The following is a 24,959-nucleotide window of genomic DNA, read 5'->3' as shown; positions in this document are numbered from 1 at the left end:
GGCCCGTCACCCCGTCGCGTCAAGCAGAGCCTACGGCTCAGGCCTCGGCGCCCTCGGCGGCCTCGCCCTCGGCCTCGGCGGCCGGCTCCTCGGCCTGCGCGGCCAGGACCTGCAGCACCACGGCGTCGGCCTCGGTCACCAGGGTGACACCCTTCGGCAGCGCGATGTCCTGCGCCAGCACGGACGCACCGGCCTCCAGGCCCTCGACGGAGACCGTCACGGACTCGGGCAGGTGGGTGGCCTCGGCCTCGACCGACAGGGTGTTCAGCACGTGCTCCAGCAGGTTGCCACCGGCGGCCAGCTCGCCCTCGGCGACGACCGGAACCTCGACGGTGACCTTCTCGCCGCGCTTCACGAGCAGCAGGTCGACGTGCTCCAGGAAGCCCTTCAGCGGGTCACGCTGGGCGGCCTTCGGGATGGCCAGCTCGGTGCCCTTGCCCTCGATGTCCAGGGACAGCAGGACGTTCGGCGTACGAAGCGCCATCACGGTGTCGTGGGTCGGCAGCGCCAGGTGGATCGGGTCCGAGCCGTGACCGTACAGAACGGCGGGAACCTGGGCGGCACGACGCAGCTGACGGGCGGCGCCCTTGCCGAACTCGGTGCGGACGGACGCGGTGAGCTTCACCTCGGACATGTGCACTCCTCGTGGTGCGGTGACGGATACGGCTGTCACCCGGCCCGACTGGCGTGGGCCTGCTACGAAGAGCGCGTCGATAACGGACCGCCGGAACCGTGCGTACCCCGTACGCGCGACCGGCCTCCCTCGCCGAGCAACCACGACAGTCTAACGGCCACCGCACCCGCGCCCAAATGGATCAACGGACCCACCCGACCGACGGCGAAGGGCCGCCCCCGACCGGGGACGGCCCTCCACGACGCAACCAGGGCGACGAGGCTCAGTGCTCCTCGAACAGGCTCGTCACCGAACCGTCCTCGAACACCTCACGCACCGCACGCGCGATCGTCGGCGCGATCGACAGCACCGTGATCTTGTCCAGCTCCAGCGAGCTCGGGTCCGGCAGCGTGTCCGTGAACACGAACTCGCTCACCTTCGAGTTCTTCAGCCGGTCCGCCGCCGGACCGGACAGGATGCCGTGCGTCGCCGTCACGATGACGTCCTCCGCACCGTGCGCGAACAGCGCGTCCGCCGCCGCACAGATCGTGCCCGCCGTGTCGACCATGTCGTCCACCAGCACACACACCCGGCCCCGGACGTCACCCACGACCTCGTGCACCGTCACCTGGTTCGCGACGTCCTTGTCACGCCGCTTGTGCACGATCGCCAGCGGCGCGTCCAGACGGTCGCACCAGCGGTCCGCCACCCGCACCCGGCCGGCGTCCGGAGACACGATCGTCAGCTTCGACCGGTCCACCTTCGCACCCACGTAGTCCGCGAGCACCGGCAGCGCCGACAGATGGTCCACCGGACCGTCGAAGAAGCCCTGGATCTGGTCCGTGTGCAGGTCCACGGTCAGGATCCGGTCCGCACCCGCCGTCTTCAGCAGATCCGCCACCAGACGGGCCGAGATCGGCTCACGACCACGGTGCTTCTTGTCCTGACGGGCATAACCGTAGGACGGAATGATCACGGTGATGCTCCGGGCCGAAGCCCGCTTCAGAGCATCGATCATGATCAGCTGCTCCATGATCCACTTGTTGATCGGAGCCGTGTGGCTCTGGATCAGGAAGCAGTCCGCGCCACGCGCCGACTCCTGGAAACGGACGTAGATCTCACCGTTGGCGAAGTCGAACGCCTTGGTCGGAACGATGCCGACACCCAGCTGGTGTGCGACCTCCTCGGCCAGCTCGGGGTGGGCGCGGCCGGAGAAGAGCATCAGCTTCTTCTCGCCGGTCGTCTTGATCCCGGTCACAGCACTGTCTCCTCGACGGTTTCTCTGGCCGCGAATCCCCGCGCTCCCGTGCGCGCGTGCGAGCCAGCCGAATTTGTGTGCACGTATCACGGTACGCCGAGTTCGACGTACTCGTTTCCGGTCAGCTTTCGCCTGCGGACTTCTCAGTGGCCACGGAAGCGGCCTGCGCGGCCGCGCTCCCCGGACGCTTCCGGGCCACCCAACCCTCGATATTCCGCTGCTGGCCACGGGCGACGGCCAGCGAGCCGGGCGGCACGTCCTTGGTGATGACGGACCCGGCAGCGGTGTACGCACCGTCCCCGATCGTGATGGGAGCCACAAACATGTTGTCCGAACCCGTACGACAGTGCGAACCGATCGTCGTGTGGTGCTTCGCCTCACCGTCGTAGTTCACGAAGACACTCGCCGCACCGATGTTGGTGTACTCGCCAATGGTCGCGTCACCCACATACGACAGATGGGGGACCTTCGTGCCCTCACCGATCTGCGCGTTCTTCATCTCGACGTACGTACCCGCCTTGGACTTCGCACCCAGATCCGTCCCCGGACGCAGATACGCGTACGGACCCACCGACGCGCCCTCGCCCACGACCGCCGAATCCGCCACCGTGTTGTCCACCCGCGCACCCCGACGCACCACCGTGTCCTTCAGGCGCGTGTTCGGACCCACCACCGCGTCCTCCGCGACGTGCGTACCACCCAGCAGCAGCGTGTTCGGCAGGATCGTCGCATCCGCCTCGAACGTCACCGTCACATCCACGAACGTCGACGCCGGATCCACCACCGTCACACCCGCGAGCATCGCCCGCTCCAGCAACCGCGCGTTCAGCAGCGCACGCGCCTCCGCCAGCTGCACCCGGTTGTTGATCCCCAGGATCTCCCGGTGATCCGCCGCCACCGACGCACCCACCCGGTGCCCCGCCTCACGCAGGATCGACAGCACGTCCGTGAGGTACTCCTCACCCTGACTGTTGTCCGTCCGCACCTTGCCCAGCGCGTCCGCCAGCAGCGCACCGTCGAACGCGAACACGCCGGAGTTGATCTCCTTGATCGCGCGCTGCTCGTCCGAGGCGTCCTTGTGCTCGACGATCTCCGTCACCGCACCCGTCGCCGGGTCGCGCACGATGCGGCCGTAACCGGTCGAGTCCGGCACCTCCGCCGTCAGCACCGTCACGGCGTTGCCGTCGGCGGCATGCGTGCCGGCGAGCGCGCGCAGCGTCTCACCCGACAGCAGCGGAGTGTCGCCGCACACCACGACCACGGTCCCCTCGGGCGTCCGCCCGAGCTCCCCGAGCGCGGTCCGCACCGCGTGCCCGGTCCCGTTCTGCTGCTCCTGCACGGCGGTCCGCGTCCCCGCGTAGTGCGCGTCCAGGTGTCCCTTCACCAGCTCCCGCGCGTGCCCGACGACCACGACCAGGTCCTCGGGCTCCAGCTCACGGGCGGCGGAGACGACGTGCCCGACGAGCGAACGCCCGGCGATCTCGTGCAGAACCTTGGGAGTCTTCGACTTCATGCGGGTGCCCTCACCCGCTGCGAGGACGACGACGGCGGCCGGGCGGTTGGCGCTCACGGGGATGCCCTTCGGCTTCGGGTGGCTGGACCACCGAAGGATACCGGGGGGTGTCGGGCGGGAAACGAGGAAGGGCCCCGACCTGGGAGGTCGGGACCCGAACCGAGGTCTTGTGTGCTGTGGCTCCCCCGCAAGGATTCGAACCTTGTCCTGCTGGTACCAAAAACCAGTGTGCTGCCAGTTACACCACGGGGGACAGCGCCTCAGACCTTACCGGAGACGTGCTTCCGCCTGGGCCACGATTCCGGCCCACCAGCCCTCGATTCGCAGGTAGAGATCCGCGCTCTTGGCGACGTCGACCACCAGGCAGCCGTGATAGTCGTTCCCGGTGTTGTGGCGGACGGTCTTCGGGTTGTGCTTCTTGAGCGTCGGCTTCGAGAAGTCCGAGACCTCGACGCCGACGAGGGATGCCCAGTGCCGATGGGCGGCGTCGACATCGGCGGACTCGTGGATGAGGATCCGAAAACCGAGGCGGCCCCGGTCGACGCCAAGAAGGTCGAGCCACGCGAGGTAGAGCTTGATCACCCCCGGATCGCTGTTGACGAAGACGACCCGCTCCCGACGGGAGTACGGCTTGCTCTTGGCGCCCTCCGCCCAGTACAGCGCCACGCCGGCCGCGAACAGCTCGCGGTCCGAGAGGTCTCCGACCTCGTGCCGGGCGGAGGACCTGATGCGTCCCCGCTCCTCCTCGCGCGCGTTGCGCAGCCTCGCCAGGCCCTCGTTCATCAGCGCCCGCTGCTCCTCGGGCGTGTACCGCGCCGCCGGCTTCGGCAGGTCCCGCACCCACAGGGAGATCGAGCTCTTCGAGCAGCCCAGCTCGACCTGGATCTGGTCGTACGTCTTGCCCTCCAGGCGCAGCTCGCGCGCACGCGCGCGGAGGTCGTCCTTGGCTTTGGGGCGGCGGGTCCAGTCCGGTGGGGGTTCGCCTTTGACCAGGCGGTGGAGGAGGTCGTTGTTGTGGACGTGCAGGCGGTCGCGGATCTGGCGGAGGCTGAGGCCTTCGCGGCGCAGGGCGACGGCTTGTCGGCGGAGGTCCTCGAAGTCGGCGTAGCGGCTGGTTTCGGGTGTCATGGGGACAGGTTCGTCCGGAATGCGAACGTCCGGGTCGAAAACCCTGTCGATTCAACAGTTCGAGGGACTGGTGTCCACGCGGGTTGACGGGCGCCGCTCCGAGGCGCTGGAGCGGCGGGAAAATCGGTGGTGCTCGACCGTAGGGTGGAAGGCATGACCACAACGGGGGCAGACCGGGACGCGGCGGGCACGGAGGGTGGCCGGCGGGGTTGGTGGTGGTGGGGGAGACGGCGCAGCGTGGTGCTGGACGTCTCGTTGGGGGTGGTGTCGGCGCTGGAGTGCGGGCTCGAGGGGGTCGGGTTCGCGGAGAAGGCGTCGTTGCCGGTGCCGGTGGGGGTGCTGTTCGGGCTGGTGGTCGGGTCCGTGCTGGTGGTGCGGCGGCGGTGGCCGATCACGGTGGTGCTGGTCTCGATCGCGGTCACGCCGGCCGAGATGGGCTATCTGATGGGGCTGGTCGGCCTGTATTCGCTGGCGGCCTCGGAGGTGCCGCGGCGGTTCACGGCGGTGTTGGCCGGGATGTCGACGGCCGCGGTGTACATCGTGACCGTGGTGCGGATGCGGCAGGACGTGGCGCAGGCGGACGTCGGGCAGCCGGATTTCGATCCGAGTGGCTGGTACGTGCCGGTCATGTCGTTGTTGCTGACGCTGGGGCTGAATGCTCCGCCGGTGCTGCTGGGGCTGTACATAGGGGCGCGGCGGCGGTTGATGGAGTCGTTGCGGGAGCGGGCGGACAGTCTGGAGCAGGAGCTGTCGTTGCTGGCGGACCGGGCGGAGCAGCGGGCGCAGTGGGCGCGGCAGGAGGAGCGGACGCGGATCGCGCGGGAGATGCACGACGTGGTGGCGCACCGGGTGTCGTTGATGGTGGTGCACGCGGCGGCGTTGCAGGCGGTGGCGTTGAAGGATCCGCAGAAGGCGGTGCGGAACGCGGCGCTGGTGGGGGACATGGGTCGGCAGGCGTTGACGGAGTTGCGGCAGATGTTGGGGGTGCTGCGGGAGGAGGTTCCGGTCGCGCCCGCGGGTCCTGTCGTGGCGCCGCTCGCCGCCGTGGGCCGGGCCGCTGCGGCGGCGGCGGAGGCGGCCGCGCAGGAGGGCGGTCCGTGTCTGGATGCGTTGCCGGACCTGGTCGAGCAGTCGCGGCAGGCGGGTGCGGTCGTGGAGTTCGTGGTGCTGGGGGAGGCCCGGGCGTACGGGGCGGAGGTGGAGCAGACGGCGTACCGGGTGGTGCAGGAGGCGTTGACGAACGTGCACAAGCACGCGGCGGGTGCCGAGGTGGTGGTGCGGCTCGCGCATCGTGACGCGGAGGTCGCGATGCAGGTGGAGAACGGTCCGTCGGACGCGGCTGTGGCGGCGGCGGATCTGCCGAGTGGTGGGAACGGTCTGGTGGGGATGCGGGAGCGGGTGTCGCGGCTCGGTGGCGTGTTCGTGTCGGGGCCGACGGACGCGGGCGGTTTCCGGGTGAGCGCGGTGTTGCCGGTGGGGGCGGCGGCCGGCGGGGCGGGTTCGTAGGCGGGTGCTTCGCGCGTCACCCGTACCGGAATCCGGACGTGCCCAGGCCCGTACCCGTACCCCGTCCGTACCCCCGGGCCCCCCGTCGGCCCCCGTACGCGTATCCCGTCCGTACCCCAGGCCCGTACCCGTACCCCTGCCCGTAAGGTGCCGCGTGTTCAGCCGCCGGCCGTCAGCCGGGTCGGCAGCGTTCCCGTGATCAGGGTCGCGAGGGCCGTGTCGATGTCCCGGCCGAGGTACCAGTCGCCGGTGTGGTCGACGCTGTAGACGCGGCCTTCGACGTCCATGGCGAGGACCGCGCGCTGTTCGCTGTCCTCGCCCTCCTCGCCGAGCGGGGCGAGCTCGGTGTCGAGGGCGCGGCCGAGGTCGCCGAGGGTGCGGGCGAGGTGGAGGCCGGCGAGGGGGTCGAAGCGGAGGGTGGCGGGGGCTATCTGGCGGCCGTGGCCGGGGGCGGTGACGCGCAGGCCGCCGAATTCGGCCCAGGCCTCGACGACGGCGGGGAAGACGCTGTGCCGGTGGCCGCCGGGGGAGACGTGGCCGCGCAGGGTGTCGGCCCACTGTTCGGCGAGCTTGATGTCCCAGCGGCCGGGCTGCCAGCCGGCCTCGCGGAGGGCGGCGTCGACGTTGACCGGGAAGCGGGTGCTGTTGAGATCGGGCATGGGTGGCGGGTCAGCTGTTCTGGGTGGCGGTCGGGTCGACCGTACGGACTCCGAAGTGGGCGAGCATCGCGCTGCACGAGCGGCAGGGGGCGGCGTAGCTGCCGTGCAGCGGGTCGCCGTCCTCGCGGATGCGGCGGGCGGTGAGCTTGGCGTGCTTGAGGGAGCGGCGGGCTTCGCTGTGGGTGAGCGGTTTGCGCTGGGCGCGCTTGGAGCGGGCGTTCTCGGTGGCGGTGAGGTGCCGGGAGAGCAGGATGGCCTCGGGGCAGCGTCCGGTGAAGCGTTCGCGCTGGCCGCTGGTGAGGGTGTCGAGGAAGTCCTGCACGAGCGGGTGGAGGGTGGGTGCGGTCTCGCCGCGTGCGGCGGTGCAGGTGAGGGTGGTCTCGCCGCGGACGGAGAGGGCGGCGCCGACGGTGGGCAGGATGCCGTCGCGGCGGTGTCGCAGTAAGGGGGCGCGCTGGGTGTCGGCGTCGTGGCCCCAGATGAGGCGTGGGTCACCCTGTGTGGGCGGTGGTGCGGGTGTGGCGCTTGCGTGCATGGTGCTGTTCTTCCCCTCCTGCAATCCCCCGAGTTGCGTGAACAGCCTGCCAAATGCGCTGCCCGATGGGGAAGCTGGGGCGCGGAAACGTGCTTTCGGTGTGTCGGAACCATGGCGGTGCTGTCATGCGGTGGTGACACTTGGTCACCGTGGTGGGGGTGGTGGGGGCGGGGCCGGGGCGGGCCGGGTCGGCAGTCGGGGGCAGCGCTTAGGCTGTGCGGACCAGCCAGGAGCAGTAGAAGCAGCCACGCAGTAGCAGGCACAGCCACTCAGGGGGCAACCGCCATGACGACAGGTCGGCTCGGTCAGGTCACCGCGCCGCCGCCGAACGCGGCGTACGCCGGTCAGGTCGTGCACTTCCCGGACCCGGTCCGGGCCTCCCGTCATCCGAGAGGGGTGCGGGTGGACGAGCGCGGCTTTCCGGATTTCTCTCCGTATGCCCGGGCGGCGGCGGAGATCGCCGATCCGCCGGAGGGTTTCGGGGTCGACGAGCTGCGCCTGACGGACTACGTGTCGGCGAACGCGGCGCTCGCGGCGACCGGGCACGAGCTGTGGGACACGATTCCGGCGGTGGCGACGCCGCACGGCTGGACCTGGCACCACGTGGTGGGGACCCGGCGGCTGGAGCTGGTGCCGGTCGAGGTGAAGGCGCTGCTGCGGCATCACGGCGGGGTGGCGACGGCGGCCGGGGTGGACCAGGCGAAGCGTGGGACGCGTCCGTTGCAGGAGACCCGGCCGGTGCACTTCGGGCTGCCGAAGCGCGTGGTGTCGGTGTCGGAGCAGCAGGTGCAGGGCGTGGAGGAGGACCTGGGCTATCGGCTGCCGGGGGCGTACCGGGCGTTCCTGAAGGCGGCGGGTGGGTGTGCCCCGGTGGGCACGGCGCTGGACGCGGAGCTGGGCGTGCTGGTGGACCAGCCGTTCTTCACGCTGCGCGAGGAGGCGGGGATCAACGACCTCGTCTATGTGAACAAGTGTCTGCGGGACCATCTGACGAAGGACTACCTGGGGGTGGCCTTCGTGCAGGGCGGTCTGCTGGCGGTGAAGGTGCGGGGTCAGGGGACGGGTTCGGTGTGGTTCTGCCCGTACGACGACGCGCGGGACGGCGGCGAGCTGGCCGCCGCGTGGACGGTGGCGGAGCGGGTGGAGCGCCTGTTGCTGCCCTGTGGTGAGGATTTCGACGTGTTCCTGCAGCGGCTCGCGGGCAGTCCGCCGGAGCTGGAGACGGTGGCGAACCTGATGGTGGACGGTGGCTTCGCGCGTGCCGTGCCCGTGGTCCCGGTGGGGGAGTGAGCTGGCTGTGGTGACGTTCGCGCAGGCGCAGGAGCGCGCCGAGGAGTGGATCAACGGCGATGTGCCGGCGTATCTGCACCGTGAGGTGCGGGTGCGGGAGTTCGCGCTGGGTTTCGTGGTGTGGGCGGAGGACCGGGAGGAGGCGCCGACCCCGGACGGGGGCCGGCAGCGTCTGGTCATCGCCCGGGACAGCGGTGAGGCGACGCTGTGGCCGGGGCTGCCGGTGGGTGAGGTGATCCGCCGGTACGAGGAGGAGTACGGGGCTTCCGCCGAGGCGGCCGCTCCGGCGGCGCCGGCGGCGCGGATCGACCTGAACCAGACGTCGTTCCTGCTGAGTCCGCCGGAGTGGTTGCAGGAGGCGGCGGACAAGGTGGGTCTGCCGCCGGTGGAGTCGAACGCCTCGCAGGCGTCGGCGGGTGCGTCGGCGGAGAGCGCGTCGTCGACGCCGGCGTCGGGTCTGCCGTCGGCGGCGCCGGCGGTGGAGCCCTCGGAGGAGGCGTCGGAGCCCGCGGCTCCGGTGGCCCCCGCGACCGGTGCCGCGGCCCTCGCGGCTCCTGCCGAGTCGGCCGATGCGACCGGGCCGGCCGAGGGGGCCGAGCAGGCCGCGCCGGTGGACGCCGGGGCTTCGGAGGCGGAGGTCTCCCGGGCCCCGGGCGAGGCCGGTGCCCCCGAGGGCTACGAGCCGACCGCGAACGACGGGGTGCCGGTGCCCGCGCAGAGCCCGTGGGCGGACGCCAACGCCAGTTCGGGCGGTGCCGACGGGGCCGTACCGCTGCCGGCGACGGTGTTCGCGCCGCCGCTGTCCGGTGCGGACGACGAGGACGCTCCGGCGCCGGTGGTGGGCGCGGACGCGCCGACGGCGCTGATGAAGGGCGGCAGCGCGCTGCCGCCGACCGCGATCGCGCCTCGGCTGAACCCGGACGGCAGCTTCGGGCAGGGCGGTCCGCTCGCCCCGCCGGCGCCGGCCACTCCGCCGCCCTCGGCCTCGCCCGCCACCCCGCCGCCCCCGGCCGCGCCGCCCGCGGCGCCGGCCTCCGCCGGTGCGGCGGACATCGCGAACGCCGCGACGAGCAAGGCGACGCCGCCGCCCGGCGGCTATGTGCGCACCCAGCTGGTCTCGCAGCTGCCCGACGGCCCGCCGGCCCCGCCCGGTCCGCCCGCGCCTCCCGGTGCGACGCCCCCGCCGGGGCCGCCCGGTCCGCCGACGCCGCCGCCCGCCGTGCACCAGGCCGCGACGATGCTCGCGCACCCCGACCAGATGGGCCCGGGTGGCCCGGCGTCGTCGGGTGGTCCGGGGACGCCGCCGCCTCCGCCTCCGCCGCCGGGGGTGCCGGGTGGTGGTACGCCTCCGGGTGGTGTCGCGCACGCGGCGACGATGCTCGCCCAGCCGAGCCAGATGGGCCCGGGTGGTCCGGCGTCGTCGGGTGGTCCGGGGACGCCGCCGCCTCCGCCTCCGCCGCCGGGGGTGCCGGGGGGTGGTACGCCTCCGGGTGGTGTCGCGCACGCGGCGACGATGCTCGCCCAGCCGAGCCAGATGGGTCCGGCCGGGCCGCCCCCGCCGCCGGGACCGGCGCCCGCGGCGCCGGCGCAGCCGGGTCCGCCGCCCGGGCCGCAGCCCGGTCCGGGTGGGGCGTACGGCTATCCGCAGCCGCAGCCGGGCGGTCTGCCGACCGTGGGTCCGGGCTATCAGGCGGTGCTGCGCTACCGCGCGCCCGACGGTTCGGAGCAGCAGATCATCCGCCGCTCCGCGCCGGGCACCCCGCACCCGGAGTGGCAGATCCTGCACGAGCTGCGTGCGATGAACGTGCCGCCGCAGCAGGTGCTGGAGCTGCACACGGAGCTGGAGTCCTGTGAGCTGCCGGGCGGTTACTGCGCGCGGATGATCCGGGAGACCTGGCCGCAGGCGCGGATCACCAACATCGCTCCGTACGGCCGGGATCACGCCGGGCGTCAGCAGGGCATGCGGCAACTGCTGACCCACCAGGGCGAGTTGCACCAGGTCGCGGACGGCCCGGCACGGCCGGCGCCGGTGCGGGCGCCGCTGCCGCAGGTGCAGCCGGCCCCGCCGCTGCCGCCGGACGGCGTGGCGCAGGAGCTGGCCGGGGCCTTCGGTCCGGGCATCCTGCGCTTCGACCAGCGTGCGGTGTCCCGGCAGGGCGTGCCGGAGCTGGTGGCGGTGACGCTGGTGTGGGCGGGTCTGCCGGCCGACTTCGGTCCGTTCTTCTGGGCGCAGCCCGCGGTGCCGGTGGTGCCGACGCTCGCGGAGCTGGCGGCGCAGCGGCAGGTGCAGCCGGCCGCGGACGCGAGCTCGTACCTGGTGCTGGGTTCGGACTTCGGCCGGGCGATCTGTGTCCAGTACGGGACGGCGAACATCGTGGCCGTGCCGGTGGAGGCGGGGCCGGGCGGGCAGTCGGTGCCGCCGCAGTTCGTGAACACCGGGCTGCCGGAGTTCGTGCGCTGCCTGGCGCTGCTCGGCCGGATGTGGCGGCTGCGCTTCGGGCTGAACCCGGAGCAGGCGGGCCGCTGGACGGTGGACTTCCAGGCGCAGCTGGCGATGCTGGACCCGGCGGCGCTGGCGTCGCCGGAGAACTGGTGGTCGGTGCTGCTGGAGCAGATGTGGGACGGTCTGCTGTAGGGCGGGCCTGACGCGTCGTCATCGACGCAATGTGACGAAAGGCGCTCGATGCGTATCCGTATCGGGCGCCTTTTGTCCGTTCTGATGTCGCATCCTTGATGTTTGAGGACATAAGGGAGTCGAAGGGGCGTCAGGGATGAGTTTCTCCGTCGGATTCTCCGGGGTGCGCGGGCGGGGCTACCGGCCCGAGCAGGTCGACCGTTTCCTGGCCGCGCTGTCCGCCGAGCGGGACGGGGCGTGGGAGCGGGCGGCCCGGCTGACCGTCCTGGCCAAGGAGATGGAGGAGGAGGCGGCCCGGCTGCGCGAGGCGGTCGCCGCGCTCGCCCCGCAGCGCTACGAGTCCCTGGGGGAGCGGGCCCAAAAGATCCTGGAGCTGGCGGAGGCCGAGGACGAGAGCCTGGTACGGGCCGCGGAGGCCGAGGCGCAGGAGCTCGCCGCCGCGGCGGAGGCGGCCGGCCGGGAGGCGGCCGAGGCGGCCCGGGCGTACGCGGACGGGGTCACCGCGGCGGCCGAGGCGCAGGCCCGCGCGACCCTGAAGGACGCCGCCGAGCGCGCCGAGGCGATCGGCACCGCAGCCCGGCGCGAGGCCGAGGAGCAGCGGGAGGAGGCCCGTACCGCCTTCGAGACCGTCGAGCGGGAGGCCGCGGAGCTGCTGGCGAAGCAGCGGGAGGAACACGCGGCGCGGCTGGCGGAGGCCGAGCGGGAGGCGGCGGCCCGGCTCGCCGAGCAGCAGGACCGCCACGCGGAGCTCGACGCCCGCGCCGAGGCGGTACGGGCCGAGGCCGACCGGCGGCTCGCCGAGACCGCGGAGGCGGCCCGGCACCGCCAGGAGGACGCCGAGGCGAAGGCGGCGGAGCTGCTGGCCGCGGCCCGCCTCGAACAGGAGCGGATCGAGCGGGCCACGGAGCGGCTGCTGCGCGAGCACGAGGAGGCGCGCGACGAGATCCACGCCCACATGGAGCACATCCGGGCGTCCCTGGCGACGCTCACCGGCCGCGTCGCCGGCGCGCCCCGGGACGAGGACCCCGAGCCGGCCCCGGAGCCCGACCCTGACGCCGACCCCGAGACCGGGGCCTGACGTCCCCTAGGGGGTGTCTCGCCGATCTTGCCGGGCTCTCGACTCCCCCGGAGCTTCGCCTGGGTGGGGGTGCCCCCGGCGGAGCCTGGGGGAGTGCCCCCGGCACCGCGCCTCGCCGCGTTGTCGTCGGTCGCCGATGGCCCCCTGGGCTTCGCCCGGGTGGGGGCGCCCCCCCGGCGGAGCCCAGGGGGAGTACCCCCACCGCATCGCGTCCGCCCCCTCGGCCCGGCGGCCGGGGAGGTGCCCCCACCTCCGCCTTGCGATCCTTCCCCTGGGCCCTGACGGGCCCGGGGAGACCCCAACCCTCGGCCCTGACGGGCCCGGGGAGACCCCAACCCTCGGCCCTGACGGGCCTGGGGAGACCCCACGCACCGGACGCCGCTCTCCCCCGTAGCCCTCCGGGCACGGGAGGTGCCCCCAGATCCGGCCTGATCGACAAGACACCCCTAGGGCTTCGCCCCCTCGGCCCCCGAGTCCGCCCCGGCACCCGGTTCCGCCCCGGCAGCCGCGCCCGCGTCCGACTCCTTGTCCGCGCCCGCTCCCGCGCCCGCGCCCGCGTCCGTGTCCGTAGCAGGATCGGCTGTCTGCGTCTGCTCCTTCAGGACCGGGAAGCGGCGCGGGGCGAGCGTCAGGAGGACGAGGAGGGCCAGGGCCGCCGCCGCTGCGGCGCCGAGGTAGACGTAGTCGACGGCGGTGTCGACCGCCCGGCGGATGCGGTCGGTGGCGGTCAGCGCGCGGGCCAGGGCGTCGAGGTCCGTGTCCGCGCCCAGGCGCGCGGCCAGGACGGCGTTGGCGACGGCGCCGAAGAGCGCGGCGCCGACGCTCTGGCCGACCTGGCGGCAGAAGAGGACGGAGGCGGTGGTGGTGCCGCGCTCCTCGTACGGGACGGTCGACTGCACGCCGACGATCAGCGGCAGCTGGAACAGGCCGAGGGCCGCGCCGAGCAGCAGCATCAGGAGCGCGGGCTGCCAGGGCTCGCCGGGGAACGGCAGGAACGGGAAGGCGAGCAGCAGGAGCAGGGCGAGGGAGATGCCGAGGACCGCCGTGTTGCGGAAGCCGATGCGGGTGTAGACGCGGTTCGAGAAGGCGGCGCTGATCGGCCAGCTCAGGGTCCAGGAGGACAGCACGAAGCCGGCGGCGATCGGGCCGAGGCCGAGCACGGACTGCGCGTAGGTCGGCAGGAAGACGGTCGGCGCGACCATGAGCAGGCCGAGGGCGCCCAGCGAGAGGTTGACGGCGGCGATCGTGCGCCGGCGCCAGACCCAGCCGGGGATGATCGGTTCGGCCGCGCGGCGCTCGATGACGACGGTGAGCGCGGCGAGCGCGGCGGCCGTGCCGAGCAGGCCGAGCGAGGGGGCGGAGAGCCAGGGCCAGGCGACGCCGCCCTGGACGAGCGCGGTCACGAGCACGGCGCCGGTGGCGAAGATCGCGAGCGCCCCGGCCCAGTCGATCCGCACGCGCGCGGGGGGCGCGGTGCGGGCGGGTTCCGCCAGGTGGCGGGCGATCAGCCAGAGGGCGAGCAGGCCCACGGGCAGGTTGATCAGGAAGATCCAGCGCCAGTCGGCGTATCCGGCGAGCAGGCCGCCGGCGGCCGGGCCGGCCACGGAGGAGGCGGCCCACACGGAGGAGAGCCGGGCCTGGATGCGGGGGCGTTCCTTCAGCGGGTAGAGGTCGGCGGCGATCGTCTGGACCGTGCCCTGGAGGGCGCCGCCGCCGAGGCCCTGGACGACCCGGAAGGCGATGAGGGAGCCCATGCTCCACGCGGAGGCGCACAGCACGGAGCCGATCAGGAAGAGCACGATGCCGGCGATCAGGACCGGCTTGCGGCCGAAGGTGTCGCTGAGCCTGCCGTACACCGGGAGGGTCACCGTGACGGCCAGCAGATAGCCGGAGAACAGCCAGGAGAAGACCGACAGGCCGCCGAGGTCGCCGACGATCTGCGGGACGGCGGTGGACACGATGGTGCCGTCGAGCGCGGCGAGCGCCATGCCCAGCATCAGGGCCGCGACGACCGGCCCGCGCCGGGTGCCGCCCGTTCCCGCCGTCTCTTCCGTCCGTCGCGCCGTGGCCTCGGACACCTCGCTCCACCCCTCTCCCGCCCCGCCCGCGACGGATGCTTCGTACATCTAACTGCGTGCCCGGGTCAGCCTCTCACTCCGACCAGGGGTGGAGGAACCCCTAGGGGCGCCTCCCCCATACAGCCCAGGGACGCTTCGTCCCGGCGGAGGACGAGACCCGGCCCCCGCCGTCCTTAGCTTGTTCTTACGGGTCCGGCCCTGTGGAGAACCCCAGGACGAAGAGTGCGCCTGGCACCAGTGCCCCGGCCCGGGTCCGGAAACCAGACTCGAACGCGCCATCGCACGCGTACGCAAACCTAGGAGAACACCGTGACTTCGGCTGCAACCATCCCCGCACACGGGGGTACGGGAGGGCGGACGGCCGTCGCCGCGCGGGCGCGACAGGTCGTCAAGGCCTACGGGACCGGGGAGACCCGGGTCGTCGCGCTCGACCACGTCGACGTGGACATCGACCGCGGCCGCTTCACCGCGATCATGGGGCCCTCGGGCTCCGGCAAGTCCACGCTCATGCACTGCCTCGCCGGTCTGGACACCGTGACCTCCGGGCAGATCTTCGTCGCCGACACCGAGATCACCGGGCTCAAGGACAAGAAGCTCACCCAGCTCCGGCGCGACCGCATCGGCTTCATCTTCCAGGCCTTCAACCTGCTGCCCACGCTCAGCGCCCTGGAGAACATCACGCTGCCGATGGACATCGCCGGCCGCAGGCCGGACCGCGAGTGGCTGCGCCGGGTCGTCGACACCGTCGGCCTGGCCGGCCGGCTCTCCCACCGCCCGAACCAGCTCTCCGGCGGCCAGCAGCAGCGCGTAGCCGTGGCCCGCGCCCTCGCCGCCCGGCCCGAGATCATCTTCGGCGACGAGCCCACCGGAAACCTCGACTCCCGCGCCGGCGCCGAAGTCCTCGGCTTCCTGCGCCAGTCCGTCGACGAGCTCGGCCAGACCATCGTCATGGTCACCCACGACCCCGTCGCCGCCTCCTACGCCGACCGGGTCCTCTACCTCGCCGACGGGCGCATCGTCGACGAGATGCACTCCCCGACGGCCGATCAGGTCCTCGATCGCATGCTCCTCTTTTCCGGGGGACGCCCCCAGACCCCCGACGTCGACGCGCGCGGGCGGGCCTCATGAGCGGCACCGTCCTCAAGACCTCGCTGCGCAACTTCCTCGCGCACAAGGGCCGCATGGCGCTCTCCGCCGTCGCCGTCCTCCTCTCCGTCGCCTTCGTCTGCGGCACCCTGGTGTTCAGCGACACCATGAACACCACCTTCGACAAGCTCTTCGCCACCACCGCCTCCGACGTCAGCGTCAGCCCCAAGGACGCCGCCGAGAACGACGAGATCCCGCAGAGCGGCCGCCCGGCCACCCTGCCCGCGGCGCTCGTCGAGCAGATCAAGGGCGTCCAGGGCGCCCGCGACGTCCAGGGCGCCGTCACCTCGATGTCCGTCACCGTCGTCGACGCCGGCGGCGAGAACGTCGGCCCGACCTCCGGCGCCCCCACCATCGCCGGCAACTGGGCGCCGAAGGAGCTGCGTTCGGTCGAGATCACCTCCGGCCACGAACCGCGCGGCCCCACCGAGGTCCTCGTCGACGCCGGCACCGCCGAGAAGCACCACCTGAAGATCGGCGACGAGCTGCGCACCATCGCCGTCACCGGCGACTTCACCGCGAAGATCTCCGGCATCGCCGAGTTCAAGGTCACCAACCCCGGCGCCACCGTCGTCTGGTACGACACCGCCACCGCCCAGCGCGAACTCCTCGGCAAGCCGGGCCTGTTCACCCAGATCACCGCCGAGGCCGCGGACGGCGTCAGCGACGAGGCCCTGAAGGCCGCCGTCGCCGCGAAGCTCGGCGACCCCAAGGGCGAGCACTACAAGCTGCAGACCGCCGCCGAGGCCACCGACGCCGGCCGCGAGGACGTCGCCGGCTTCCTCGACGTCATGAAGTACGCCATGCTCGGCTTCGCCGGCATCGCCTTCCTCGTCGGCATCTTCCTCATCGTCAACACCTTCTCCATGCTGGTCGCCCAGCGCACCCGCGAGATCGGCCTCATGCGGGCCATCGGCTCCAGTCGCCGGCAGATCAACCGCTCCGTCCTCGTCGAGGCGCTGCTCCTCGGCGTCGTCGGCTCGGCCGCCGGCGTCGCCACCGGAGTCGGCCTCGCCGTCGGCCTGATGAAGCTGATGTCCCAGATGGGCATGGAGCTGTCCACCGGCGACCTCACGGTCCGCTGGACCACCCCGGTCGTCGGCCTCGTCCTCGGCGTCGTCGTCACCCTGCTCGCCGCCTTCGTGCCCGCCCGCCGGGCCGCCAAGGTCTCCCCGATGGCCGCCCTGCGCGAGTCCGGCACCCCCGCCGACGCCCGCGCCGGCCGGGTCCGCGGCGCCCTCGGGATCGTCCTGACCGCCGCCGGCGCCGCCGCGCTGTACGCCGCGACCCGCGCCGACGAGGCCGGCCCCGGCTCGATGTGGCTGGGCCTCGGCGTGGTCCTCTCGCTGCTCGGCTTCGTCGTCGTCGGCCCGCTGCTCTCCGGAGCCGTCGTCCGCGCCCTCGGCGCCGTCGTCCTGCGGATCTTCGGACCCGTCGGCCGGATGGCCGAGCGCAACGCGCTGCGCAACCCGCGCCGCACCGGCGCCACCGGCGCCGCCCTGATGATCGGCCTCGCGCTCGTCGCCTGCCTCTCCGTCGTCGGCTCCTCCATGGTCGCCTCCGCGACCGAGGAGCTCGACAAGTCCGTCGGCGCCGACTTCATCGTCCAGTCCACCAACGGGCAGCCGATCGTCCCGCAGGCCCAGGCCGCCGTGGAGAAGGCCGCCGGACTCGACCACGTCACCGAGTACAAGTGGGTCGAGGCCACCGTGACCGACCCGCGCGGCCGGGCCGAGAAGACCGGACTGGTCGCCGCCGATCCCACGTACGCCCAGGACGTGCGCCGCGACACCACCGCCGGCACGCTCACCGACGCCTACGGCCCCGGCGCCATGTCCGTCGGCAGCGCCTACGCCGCCGAGCACGGCGTGAAGCTCGGCGACCGCCTCACCGTCGCCTTCACCGGCGGCCGGCAGGCCACCCTGCGGGTCGCGGCGATCACGTCCGACGACAACAACATCGACAAGGGCGTGAAGTACACCGCGATCACCACCGCCGAGCAGTACCTGCCGGCGGAGAAGCTGCCCCGCAGCATGATCGTCTTCGGCACGGCCAAGGACGGCCAGGAGGAGGCCGCCTACCAGTCCCTCAAGGACGCCCTCAAGCCGTACCCGCAGTACAAGGTCGCCGACCAGGCCGACTACAAGAAGGACCTCCAGGACCAGGTCGGCCAGCTGCTCAACATGGTGTACGGGCTGCTCGCCCTCGCGATCGTCGTGGCCGTGCTCGGGGTCGTGAACACCCTCGCGCTGTCCGTCGTCGAGCGCACCCGCGAGATCGGGCTCATGCGCGCCATCGGCCTCTCCCGCCGCCAGCTGCGCCGCATGATCCGCCTGGAGTCGGTCGTCATCGCCCTCTTCGGCGCCCTCCTGGGCCTCGGCCTGGGCCTCGGCTGGGGCACCGCCGCCCAGAAGCTGCTCGCGCTCGAAGGCCTCGGCGTCCTGGAGATCCCGTGGCCGACGATCGTCGGCGTCTTCGTCGGCTCGGCCTTCGTGGGCCTCTTCGCGGCCCTGGTCCCGGCCTTCCGGGCGGGCCGGATGAACGTCCTGAACGCCATCGCGACGGATTAGGGCCCGTCCGGCGGGTCACGGCCGGTCCGCCGGACGGGTCCCGGCCGCACCCCGGGCCCTGCCCCTCCGGCCCACGGTCCCGGTCCCGTACGCCGCACGCGCGCGTACGGGACCGGGACCGGCCCCGTTCAGCGGCGGCTGTCGGCGGGGCGACGTAGGCTGGGAAACCCCCGGCCCGTGAGACGTGTCGGGCGGTTCGCGTTGCCCACACGCCGGGATGGAAGCCCCATGAGCCTGCACGGTCTGCTTGACGTCGTCGTCCGAGACGCCGCCCTCGCCGAGGCGGTGACGGCCGCCCGCGACGGCAACCGCATGCACGTCGACCTGGTCGGCCCGCCCGCCGCCCGCCCCTTCGCGGTCGCCGCGCTCGCCCGCGAGGCCGGCCGGCCCGTGCTCGCCGTCACCGCCACCGGCCGCGAGGCCGAGGACCTCGCCGCGGCGCTGCGCTCGCTGCTCGACCCGGACACCGTCGTCGACTACCCCAGCTGGGAGACCCTCCCGCACGAGCGCCTCTCGCCCCGCTCCGACACCGTCGGCCGCCGCCTCGCCGTCCTCCGCCGGCTCGCCCACCCGTCCGCCGACGACCCCGCCGCGGGCCCGGTCAGCGTGGTCGTCGCGCCCATCCGCTCCGTGCTCCAGCCGCAGGTCAAGGGCCTCGGCGACCTGGAGCCGGTGGCGCTGCGCACGGGCCAGACCGCCGACCTGAACGCCATCGTGGAGGGCCTCGCCGCCGCCGCGTACTCCCGGGTCGAGCTGGTGGAGAAGCGCGGCGAGTTCGCCGTCCGCGGCGGCATCCTCGACGTCTTCCCGCCCACCGAGGAGCACCCGCTCCGCATCGAGTTCTGGGGCGACGACGTCGAGGAGATCCGCTACTTCAAGGTCGCCGACCAGCGCTCCCTCGAAGTCGCCGAGCACGGCCTGTGGGCCCCGCCCTGCCGCGAGCTGCTGCTGACCGACACCGTGCGGGAGCGGGCCGCGGCGCTCGCCGAGCAGCACCCCGAGCTGGGCGAACTGCTCGGCAAGATCGCCGAGGGCATCGCCGTCGAGGGCATGGAGTCACTCGCCCCCGTCCTCGTCGACGACATGGAGCTGCTGCTCGACGTGCTGCCCGCCGGCTCCATGGCGGTCGTCTGCGACCCCGAGCGGGTGCGGACCAGGGCCGCCGACCTGGTGGCGACCAGCCAGGAGTTCCTCCAGGCCTCCTGGGCGGCCACGGCCGGCGGCGGCGAGGCCCCGATCGACGTCGGCGCGGCCTCCCTGTGGGGCATCGCGGACGTCCGGGACCGGGCGCGCGAGCTCGGCATGATGTGGTGGTCGGTGTCGCCGTTCGCCGCCGACGAGGAACTCTCCTCCGACACCCTCAAGCTCGGCATGCACGCCCCGGAGAGCTACCGCGGCGACACCGCCCGCGCGCTCGCCGACACCAAGGGCTGGCTGGCCGACGGCTGGCGCACCGTGTACGTCACGGAGGCGCACGGCCCGGCCGCCCGCACCGTCGAGGTGCTCGGCGGCGAGGGCATCGCCGCCCGGCTGACCTCCGACCTCGCCGACATCGCGCCCTCCGTCGTGCACGTGGCCTGCGGCGCGATCGACCACGGCTTCGTCGACCCGGCGCTCGGGCTCGCCGTGCTCACCGAGACCGACCTGTCGGGCCAGAAGGCCGCCGGCAAGGACGGGCAGCGGATGCCGGCCAAGCGGCGCAAGACGATCGACCCGCTGACCCTGGAGGCCGGCGACTACATCGTGCACGAGCAGCACGGCGTCGGCCGCTACATCGAGATGGTGCAGCGCACCGTGCAGGGCGCCACCCGCGAGTACCTGCTCGTGGAGTACGCCCCCGCCAAGCGCGGCCAGCCCGGCGACCGCCTCTACATCCCCACCGACCAGCTGGAGCAGGTCACCAAGTACGTGGGCGGCGAGGCCCCGACCCTGCACCGGCTCGGCGGCGCCGACTGGACGAAGACCAAGGCGCGCGCGAAGAAGGCGGTCAAGGAGATCGCCGCCGACCTGATCAAGCTCTACAGCGCCCGGATGGCCGCCCCCGGCCACGCCTTCGGCCCCGACACCCCCTGGCAGCGCGAGCTGGAGGACGCCTTCCCGTACGCGGAGACGCCCGACCAGCTCTCCACGATCGCCGAGGTGAAGGAGGACATGGAGAAGACGGTCCCGATGGACCGCCTGATCTGCGGCGACGTCGGCTACGGCAAGACCGAGATCGCGGTCCGGGCCGCCTTCAAGGCCGTCCAGGACGGCAAGCAGGTCGCCGTCCTCGTGCCCACCACGCTGCTCGTGCAGCAGCACTTCGGCACCTTCTCCGAGCGCTACGGGCAGTTCCCGGTCAACGTCCGCGCCCTGTCCCGCTTCCAGACCGACGCCGAGGCCAAGGCCACCCTGGAGGGCCTCAAGGACGGCTCGGTCGACGTCGTCATCGGCACCCACCGCCTGTTCTCCTCCGAGACGAAGTTCAAGGACCTCGGCCTGGTCATCGTCGACGAGGAGCAGCGGTTCGGCGTCGAGCACAAGGAGCAGCTGAAGAAGCTCCGCGCCAACGTCGACGTGCTGACGATGTCCGCGACCCCGATCCCGCGCACCCTGGAGATGGCGGTGACCGGCATCCGCGAGATGTCGACGATCACCACCCCGCCGGAGGAGCGGCACCCGGTGCTCACCTTCGTCGGCCCGTACGAGGAGAAGCAGATCGGCGCGGCCATCCGCCGCGAACTGCTGCGCGAGGGCCAGGTCTTCTACATCCACAACCGCGTCGAGTCGATCGACCGGGCGGCGGCCCGGCTGCGCGAGATCGTGCCCGAGGCGCGGATCGCGACCGCGCACGGCCAGATGTCGGAGCAGACGCTGGAGCAGGTCGTCGTCGACTTCTGGGAGAAGAAGTTCGACGTGCTCGTCTCGACCACGATCGTCGAGTCCGGCATCGACATCTCCAACGCGAACACGCTCATCGTGGAGCGCGGCGACAACTTCGGCCTCAGCCAGCTGCACCAGCTGCGCGGCCGGGTCGGCCGCGGTCGCGAGCGCGGCTACGCCTACTTCCTCTACCCGCCGGAGAAGCCGCTGACCGAGACCGCGCACGAGCGCCTGGCGACCATCGCCCAGCACACCGAGATGGGTGCGGGCATGTACGTGGCGATGAAGGACCTGGAGATCCGCGGCGCGGGCAATCTGCTCGGCGGCGAGCAGTCCGGCCACATCGCCGGCGTCGGCTTCGACCTGTACGTACGGATGGTGGGCGAGGCCGTCGCCGACTACCGGGCCTCCCTGGAGGGCGGCGCGGAGGAGGAGCCGCCGCTGGAGGTCAAGATCGAGCTGCCGGTCGACGCGCACGTCCCGCACGACTACGCGCCGGGCGAGCGGCTGCGCCTCCAGGCCTACCGGGCCATCGCCTCCGCCAACTCCGAGGCCGACATCAAGGCGGTGCGGGAGGAGCTCACCGACCGCTACGGCAAGCTGCCCGAGCCGGTGGAGAACCTGCTGCTGGTCGCCGGGCTGCGGATGCTGGCCCGGGCCTGCGGGGTCGGCGAGATCGTGCTCCAGGGTCCCAACATCCGCTTCGCCCCGGTGGAGCTCCGCGAGTCGCAGGAGCTGCGCCTCAAGCGCCTCTACCCGCGCACGGTCATCAAGCCGGCCGTGCACCAGATCCTGGTGCCGCGCCCGACGACCGGGAAGATCGGCGGGAAGCCGGTGGTGGGCCGCGAACTGCTCGCGTGGACGGGCGAGTTCCTCACGGAGATCCTGGGTTCGTGACCGGGGTCCCGGGCCCGTGACGTGGGTTCCGGGCCCGTGACGTGGGTTCCGGGCTGTCGAGGGGGGTACGGCGCGGGGCGCGGGTTCCGCTTCCCGCGCCGTACGTCCCCCTCGGCTCAGAGCGCGTCCGGGTCCAGGGCGGCGGCCATCGCCGCGTACCCGGCGTCGCCCGGGTGCAGGTGGTCGCCGGAGTCGTAGGCGGGGAGCATGCGGTCCGGGTCGGCGGGGTCGGCGACGGCCCGGTCGAAGTCGACGACCGCGTCGTAGGCGCCGGAGGTGCGGACCCAGGCGTTGAAGGCCTCGCGCTTCGCCTCGTTCTCCGGGGTGTCGTAGAAGGAGCCCTTGATCGGGGTGAGGGTCGCGCCCACGACCTTGATGCCGTGGGCGCGGGCCTGGCGGATCAGTGCCCGGTGGCCCTCGATGAGCCGGTTCACGGACACCTCGGGGGTCGGCCCGCCGGGGTAGGCCGGGCCGCTGCCGCCGATGTCGTTGATGCCCTCCAGGAGGACGACCGTGCCGACGCCGCGCTCCGTCAGCACGTCCTCGCGGAAGCGGGCGAGGGCCGCCTCGCCGGCCCACGTGGTGTCGTTGGTGACCTGGTTGCCGCCGATGCCGTGGTTGAGGACCGGGCGCGGGCGGCCGGCGGCGGCGAGGCGCTCGGCCAGCTCGTCGGGGTAGCGGTTGTCGGCGTCGTGGGTGGCGCCGACGCCGTCGGTGATGGAGTCGCCGAAGGTGACGATGCCGTCGCGCCGGTGCGGCCGGGCGGTGGCGGGGCCGCCGGAGACCTCGACGCCGGACAGGTAGTACCAGGAGCTGCTGGTCTCGGTGAAGGCCGCGCCGGAGGCGTCGGAGCGGTGGTCGCCCGCCGCGCGGTAGCTGGTGGCGCCCGCGAAGTGGTGGAAGGTCGCGGGGCCGGTGGGGCCCGCGAGGTAGAGGGTGACGGTGACCGACTCCAGGGCGCGGGTCGTGAACGGCACGCCGTCGCTGAGCAGGGTGCCCCCGGCCGGGACCGTCACGGAGCCGTGGCCGCCGCCGAAGGTGAGCGGGCGGACGGAGCCCGGCTCGACCGCGCCGCCCCCGGCGGTGCGGGCCACGGTGGCGCCGGTGATCCGCAGCGGGGCGTCGCCGTAGCGGTTGCTCAGCTCGATCCGGGCCCGGGTGCCGCCGGCGGAGAGCCGCACGCTCTGGCGCACCGTCTGGTCGGCGAAGCCCTGCGTGGACCAGTTGGGGCCGAAGGGGGCCGTCGGCGCCTGCGGGGAGGCGGCCCACACGCCGTGCCAGCCGGGCTGCGCGGCGGCGGTGGCCGGGGTTGCGGTGGCAGGCGTGCCGGTGAGGGTGCTGGTGAGGGCCAGGGCGGCGAGCAGGGCGAGCCCCGCGCTCCGCCGGGTGGTGCGGCTGGACATGTGTGTTCCCCCGTCGTCTTCGTGACCGTCCGTGTGCGACAGGGAGAAGGCGTGATCGCTCCCGGCTATTCCCCTGCGGGGGAAGGGAGTTGAGCGGAATCGACGGCTCCGGCGGAACCGAGCAGTCCGGCCAGTGCGCCGAACACCTCGCCCGGGTCCCGCCCGGCCAGCGCGGCGTCGAGGTTGTGGGTGAGCAGCAGGGTCGCGAAGCCGTGCGCCATCGACCAGGCGGCCACGCCGGTGTCGCGCGGACCGGGGGAGTCCCCGGGGCCGGCGGGCAGGGCGGCGACCCCGGCCCGGAGCTCGGCGGCGGCCCGCTCCTTGGCGGCGAGCAGCGCGGGGTCGTCGGGGCGGTGCAGGTCGGGCCGGAACATCACCTGGAAGTGCGCGGGGTGCGCGGCGGCGAACCGGACGTAGCGCACGCCCCGCTCGCGCAGCCCGGGGGCGCCGGAGAGGGCGGCGGCGAGCAGCTCGTACCCCTCGGCGGCGATCGCGGTGAGCAGTCCGGTGCGGTCCTTGAAGTGGTGGGCCGGTGCCGCGTGCGAGACGCCCGCGCGCCGGGCGAGGTCGCGCAGGCTGAGCGCGCCGGGCCCGTCGGCGGCGATGACGTCGAGGGCGGCGTCGAGGACGGCCCGCCGCAGGTCGCCGTGGTGGTAGCCGCGCCGGGTGCTGCCGGTGGTGGTCATGGCAGCAGCGTACGCGGGATCTAGTCATTGACAAGTTCGGGGGCGGGGAGGAATCTAGTCAGTGACAAGATGTGCTGCCGAGGGAGGACGCCATGGACACCGTGGACGCGACGAACGCCGTGAGCACGCAGACCCGGACCGAGCGGGGCCACGCGGGGGCCGACGAGCCGGCCGTCGTGGAGCCCGGGCCGGCCGGCGGGCCGGCCTTCGTCGAGCCCGGCCGGGTCCGGCAGATGTGGCACCTGCTCGAACCCCTGCACGCCGTCCACTACTACGCCCCCGAGGCCTTCGCCGAGGCCGCCGCGCTCGGCTACGACGTGACCGAGCGCTGGCCCGGCTACTTCGCCTGGCGCGCCGCCGCGATCGGCCCGGTCGGGGCGGAGCGGGTCGCCTCGGCCTTCTACTCCTTCAGCCCCGCGATGGTCGCCCGGTACGTTCCCGCCGTCTGGTCCGTCGCCCCGCCCGCCGAGGTGCTCGCGGCCCGGCTGCGCGCCGTCGACCGCACGTACCGCACGCTCCTCGGCGAGGAGGTCCTCGCGGGCGACGGGATCGCCGAGGCCGCCGACCTGGCGCGCCGCGCGGCCCTCGCCGCCCCGCTCGCCGGGCGCCCGCTGGCCGCGGCGCACGCCGAACTGCCCTGGCCGGAAGCCCCGCACCTGGTGCTGTGGCAGGCGGCGACGATCCTGCGCGAACACCGCGGCGACGGGCACCTCGTCGCGCTCGCCGCCGCCGGACTGGACCCGGTGGAGTCCCTGGTCTCCTTCGCGGCCATCGGCGCCGCCCCCGAGGCCACCTTCGCCAGCCGCGGCTGGCGCGCCGCCGAGTGGTCCGCCGCCCGCGCCCGCCTCGCGGCCCGCGGCCTGCTCGCTCCCGACGGCACCGCCACCGACGCCGGCCGCGCGCTGCGCGCCGAGGTCGAAGCCCGCACGGACGCCCTCGCCTCCGCCCCCTGGACCACCCTCGGCCCCACGGCCACCACCCGCCTCGCCGACCTCCTCGGCGCCCCCTGGCTCACCGTCATCGGCTCCGGCCTGCTGCCGTCGGAGAACACGCTCGGCATCGGCAAGGTGTGAGCCCGGCAGGTGACGGGCGGATCCGCCCG

The 24,959-nt window shown here is 73.3% G+C and carries 17 protein-coding genes and 1 tRNA gene; 8 read left to right on the top strand and 10 right to left on the bottom strand.

Features of this window, described 5'->3' with window-relative positions:
• Positions 1-37: 37 nt before the first annotated feature.
• The 5 genes from ACIGW2_RS31200 to ACIGW2_RS31180 all read right to left on the bottom strand — a co-directional run bounded on the left by ACIGW2_RS31200 (position 38) and on the right by ACIGW2_RS31180 (position 4,512).
• Positions 38-634, bottom strand: a complete 597-nt coding sequence (locus tag ACIGW2_RS31200; protein WP_391654616.1) for a 50S ribosomal protein L25/general stress protein Ctc — start codon at positions 632-634, stop codon at positions 38-40.
• A 262-nt stretch (positions 635-896) separates the two neighbouring features.
• Positions 897-1,871 (bottom strand): ribose-phosphate diphosphokinase, encoded by a 975-nt coding sequence (locus ACIGW2_RS31195; protein WP_356064422.1) that lies wholly within the window; start codon positions 1,869-1,871, stop codon positions 897-899.
• Between the two features lie 121 nt (positions 1,872-1,992).
• Positions 1,993-3,441 carry a bifunctional UDP-N-acetylglucosamine diphosphorylase/glucosamine-1-phosphate N-acetyltransferase GlmU gene (gene glmU, locus ACIGW2_RS31190; RefSeq protein ID WP_391654615.1) on the bottom strand — a complete coding sequence of 483 codons (1,449 nt, stop codon included), beginning with the start codon at positions 3,439-3,441 and terminating at the stop codon, positions 1,993-1,995.
• Between the two features lie 120 nt (positions 3,442-3,561).
• A tRNA-Gln gene (locus tag ACIGW2_RS31185) sits at positions 3,562-3,637 on the bottom strand.
• Positions 3,638-3,651: 14 nt separating this feature from the next.
• The gene (locus ACIGW2_RS31180; RefSeq protein WP_399847346.1) at positions 3,652-4,512 is read right to left on the bottom strand and encodes a hypothetical protein; all 861 of its coding nucleotides are present in this window, start codon (positions 4,510-4,512) and stop codon (positions 3,652-3,654) included.
• A 153-nt stretch (positions 4,513-4,665) separates the two neighbouring features.
• Between ACIGW2_RS31180 and ACIGW2_RS31175 the strand changes: the two genes are divergently transcribed.
• Positions 4,666-6,018, top strand: coding sequence for a sensor histidine kinase (locus ACIGW2_RS31175; RefSeq protein WP_399847343.1), 1,353 nt, complete (start codon positions 4,666-4,668; stop codon positions 6,016-6,018).
• Between the two features lie 158 nt (positions 6,019-6,176).
• Here the strand turns inward: ACIGW2_RS31175 and ACIGW2_RS31170 are convergent, their stop codons facing one another.
• Positions 6,177-6,677 carry an SUKH-3 domain-containing protein gene (locus ACIGW2_RS31170; RefSeq protein WP_356064367.1) on the bottom strand — a complete coding sequence of 167 codons (501 nt, stop codon included), beginning with the start codon at positions 6,675-6,677 and terminating at the stop codon, positions 6,177-6,179.
• Positions 6,678-6,687: 10 nt separating this feature from the next.
• Positions 6,688-7,212, bottom strand: coding sequence for a YwqJ-related putative deaminase (locus tag ACIGW2_RS31165; RefSeq protein ID WP_361585732.1), 525 nt, complete (start codon positions 7,210-7,212; stop codon positions 6,688-6,690).
• A gap of 285 nt (positions 7,213-7,497) precedes the next feature.
• Between ACIGW2_RS31165 and ACIGW2_RS31160 the strand changes: the two genes are divergently transcribed.
• The 3 genes from ACIGW2_RS31160 (at position 7,498) to ACIGW2_RS31150 (ending at position 12,215) form a co-directional block, all read left to right on the top strand.
• Positions 7,498-8,502 (top strand): SMI1/KNR4 family protein, encoded by a 1,005-nt coding sequence (locus ACIGW2_RS31160; protein WP_356064372.1) that lies wholly within the window; start codon positions 7,498-7,500, stop codon positions 8,500-8,502.
• A gap of 7 nt (positions 8,503-8,509) precedes the next feature.
• A complete protein-coding gene (locus ACIGW2_RS31155; protein ID WP_399847340.1) occupies positions 8,510-11,137 on the top strand; it encodes an SUKH-4 family immunity protein in 2,628 nt (875 codons plus the stop codon).
• A gap of 136 nt (positions 11,138-11,273) precedes the next feature.
• Complete coding sequence (locus ACIGW2_RS31150; RefSeq protein WP_399847337.1) at positions 11,274-12,215, top strand: DivIVA domain-containing protein; 942 nt, start codon at positions 11,274-11,276, stop codon at positions 12,213-12,215.
• Positions 12,216-12,661: 446 nt separating this feature from the next.
• Here the strand turns inward: ACIGW2_RS31150 and ACIGW2_RS31145 are convergent, their stop codons facing one another.
• Complete coding sequence (locus ACIGW2_RS31145) at positions 12,662-14,293, bottom strand: MFS transporter (RefSeq protein ID WP_399847335.1); 1,632 nt, start codon at positions 14,291-14,293, stop codon at positions 12,662-12,664.
• A gap of 309 nt (positions 14,294-14,602) precedes the next feature.
• Between ACIGW2_RS31145 and ACIGW2_RS31140 the strand changes: the two genes are divergently transcribed.
• From ACIGW2_RS31140 to mfd, 3 genes are all read left to right on the top strand, one after another.
• Positions 14,603-15,421 (top strand): ABC transporter ATP-binding protein, encoded by an 819-nt coding sequence (locus ACIGW2_RS31140; RefSeq protein ID WP_391654609.1) that lies wholly within the window; start codon positions 14,603-14,605, stop codon positions 15,419-15,421.
• Positions 15,418-18,009 carry an ABC transporter permease gene (locus ACIGW2_RS31135; RefSeq protein WP_399847333.1) on the top strand — a complete coding sequence of 864 codons (2,592 nt, stop codon included), beginning with the start codon at positions 15,418-15,420 and terminating at the stop codon, positions 18,007-18,009. The genes ACIGW2_RS31140 and ACIGW2_RS31135 overlap by 4 nt, the downstream gene beginning before the upstream one ends.
• A 228-nt stretch (positions 18,010-18,237) precedes the next feature.
• Positions 18,238-21,768 (top strand): transcription-repair coupling factor, encoded by a 3,531-nt coding sequence (gene mfd / locus ACIGW2_RS31130; protein ID WP_399847331.1) that lies wholly within the window; start codon positions 18,238-18,240, stop codon positions 21,766-21,768.
• Positions 21,769-21,884: 116 nt separating this feature from the next.
• Here the strand turns inward: mfd and ACIGW2_RS31125 are convergent, their stop codons facing one another.
• Positions 21,885-23,171: an SGNH/GDSL hydrolase family protein gene (locus ACIGW2_RS31125; RefSeq protein ID WP_399847328.1), complete on the bottom strand. Its 1,287-nt coding sequence runs from the start codon at positions 23,169-23,171 to the stop codon at positions 21,885-21,887.
• Positions 23,172-23,236: 65 nt separating this feature from the next.
• Positions 23,237-23,857, bottom strand: a complete 621-nt coding sequence (locus ACIGW2_RS31120; protein WP_391654605.1) for a TetR/AcrR family transcriptional regulator — start codon at positions 23,855-23,857, stop codon at positions 23,237-23,239.
• Between the two features lie 233 nt (positions 23,858-24,090).
• Between ACIGW2_RS31120 and ACIGW2_RS31115 the strand changes: the two genes are divergently transcribed.
• Positions 24,091-24,930 carry a hypothetical protein gene (locus ACIGW2_RS31115; RefSeq protein WP_399847578.1) on the top strand — a complete coding sequence of 280 codons (840 nt, stop codon included), beginning with the start codon at positions 24,091-24,093 and terminating at the stop codon, positions 24,928-24,930.
• Positions 24,931-24,959: the final 29 nt, after the last annotated feature.

Origin of the sequence: Streptomyces sp. NPDC053541 (assembly GCF_044544705.1) — a bacterium.
Taxonomy (GTDB): domain Bacteria; phylum Actinomycetota; class Actinomycetes; order Streptomycetales; family Streptomycetaceae; genus Streptomyces.
This window is presented reverse-complemented; position numbering and strand designations above follow the sequence as displayed.

Excerpts from the sequence above, each read along its gene's own strand:
- ACIGW2_RS31200 (WP_391654616.1), bottom strand. The coding sequence starts at position 634 with ATGTCCGAGGTGAAGCTCACCGCGTCCGTCCGCACCGAGTTCGGCAAG.
- ACIGW2_RS31180 (WP_399847346.1), bottom strand. The coding sequence starts at position 4,512 with ATGACACCCGAAACCAGCCGCTACGCCGACTTCGAGGACCTCCGCCGA.
- ACIGW2_RS31175 (WP_399847343.1), top strand. The coding sequence starts at position 4,666 with ATGACCACAACGGGGGCAGACCGGGACGCGGCGGGCACGGAGGGTGGC.
- ACIGW2_RS31170 (WP_356064367.1), bottom strand. The coding sequence starts at position 6,677 with ATGCCCGATCTCAACAGCACCCGCTTCCCGGTCAACGTCGACGCCGCC.
- ACIGW2_RS31165 (WP_361585732.1), bottom strand. The coding sequence starts at position 7,212 with ATGCACGCAAGCGCCACACCCGCACCACCGCCCACACAGGGTGACCCA.
- ACIGW2_RS31160 (WP_356064372.1), top strand. The coding sequence starts at position 7,498 with ATGACGACAGGTCGGCTCGGTCAGGTCACCGCGCCGCCGCCGAACGCG.
- ACIGW2_RS31150 (WP_399847337.1), top strand. The coding sequence starts at position 11,274 with ATGAGTTTCTCCGTCGGATTCTCCGGGGTGCGCGGGCGGGGCTACCGG.
- ACIGW2_RS31135 (WP_399847333.1), top strand. The coding sequence starts at position 15,418 with ATGAGCGGCACCGTCCTCAAGACCTCGCTGCGCAACTTCCTCGCGCAC.
- mfd (WP_399847331.1), top strand. The coding sequence starts at position 18,238 with ATGAGCCTGCACGGTCTGCTTGACGTCGTCGTCCGAGACGCCGCCCTC.
- ACIGW2_RS31125 (WP_399847328.1), bottom strand. The coding sequence starts at position 23,171 with ATGTCCAGCCGCACCACCCGGCGGAGCGCGGGGCTCGCCCTGCTCGCC.
- ACIGW2_RS31120 (WP_391654605.1), bottom strand. The coding sequence starts at position 23,857 with ATGACCACCACCGGCAGCACCCGGCGCGGCTACCACCACGGCGACCTG.
- ACIGW2_RS31115 (WP_399847578.1), top strand. The coding sequence starts at position 24,091 with ATGTGGCACCTGCTCGAACCCCTGCACGCCGTCCACTACTACGCCCCC.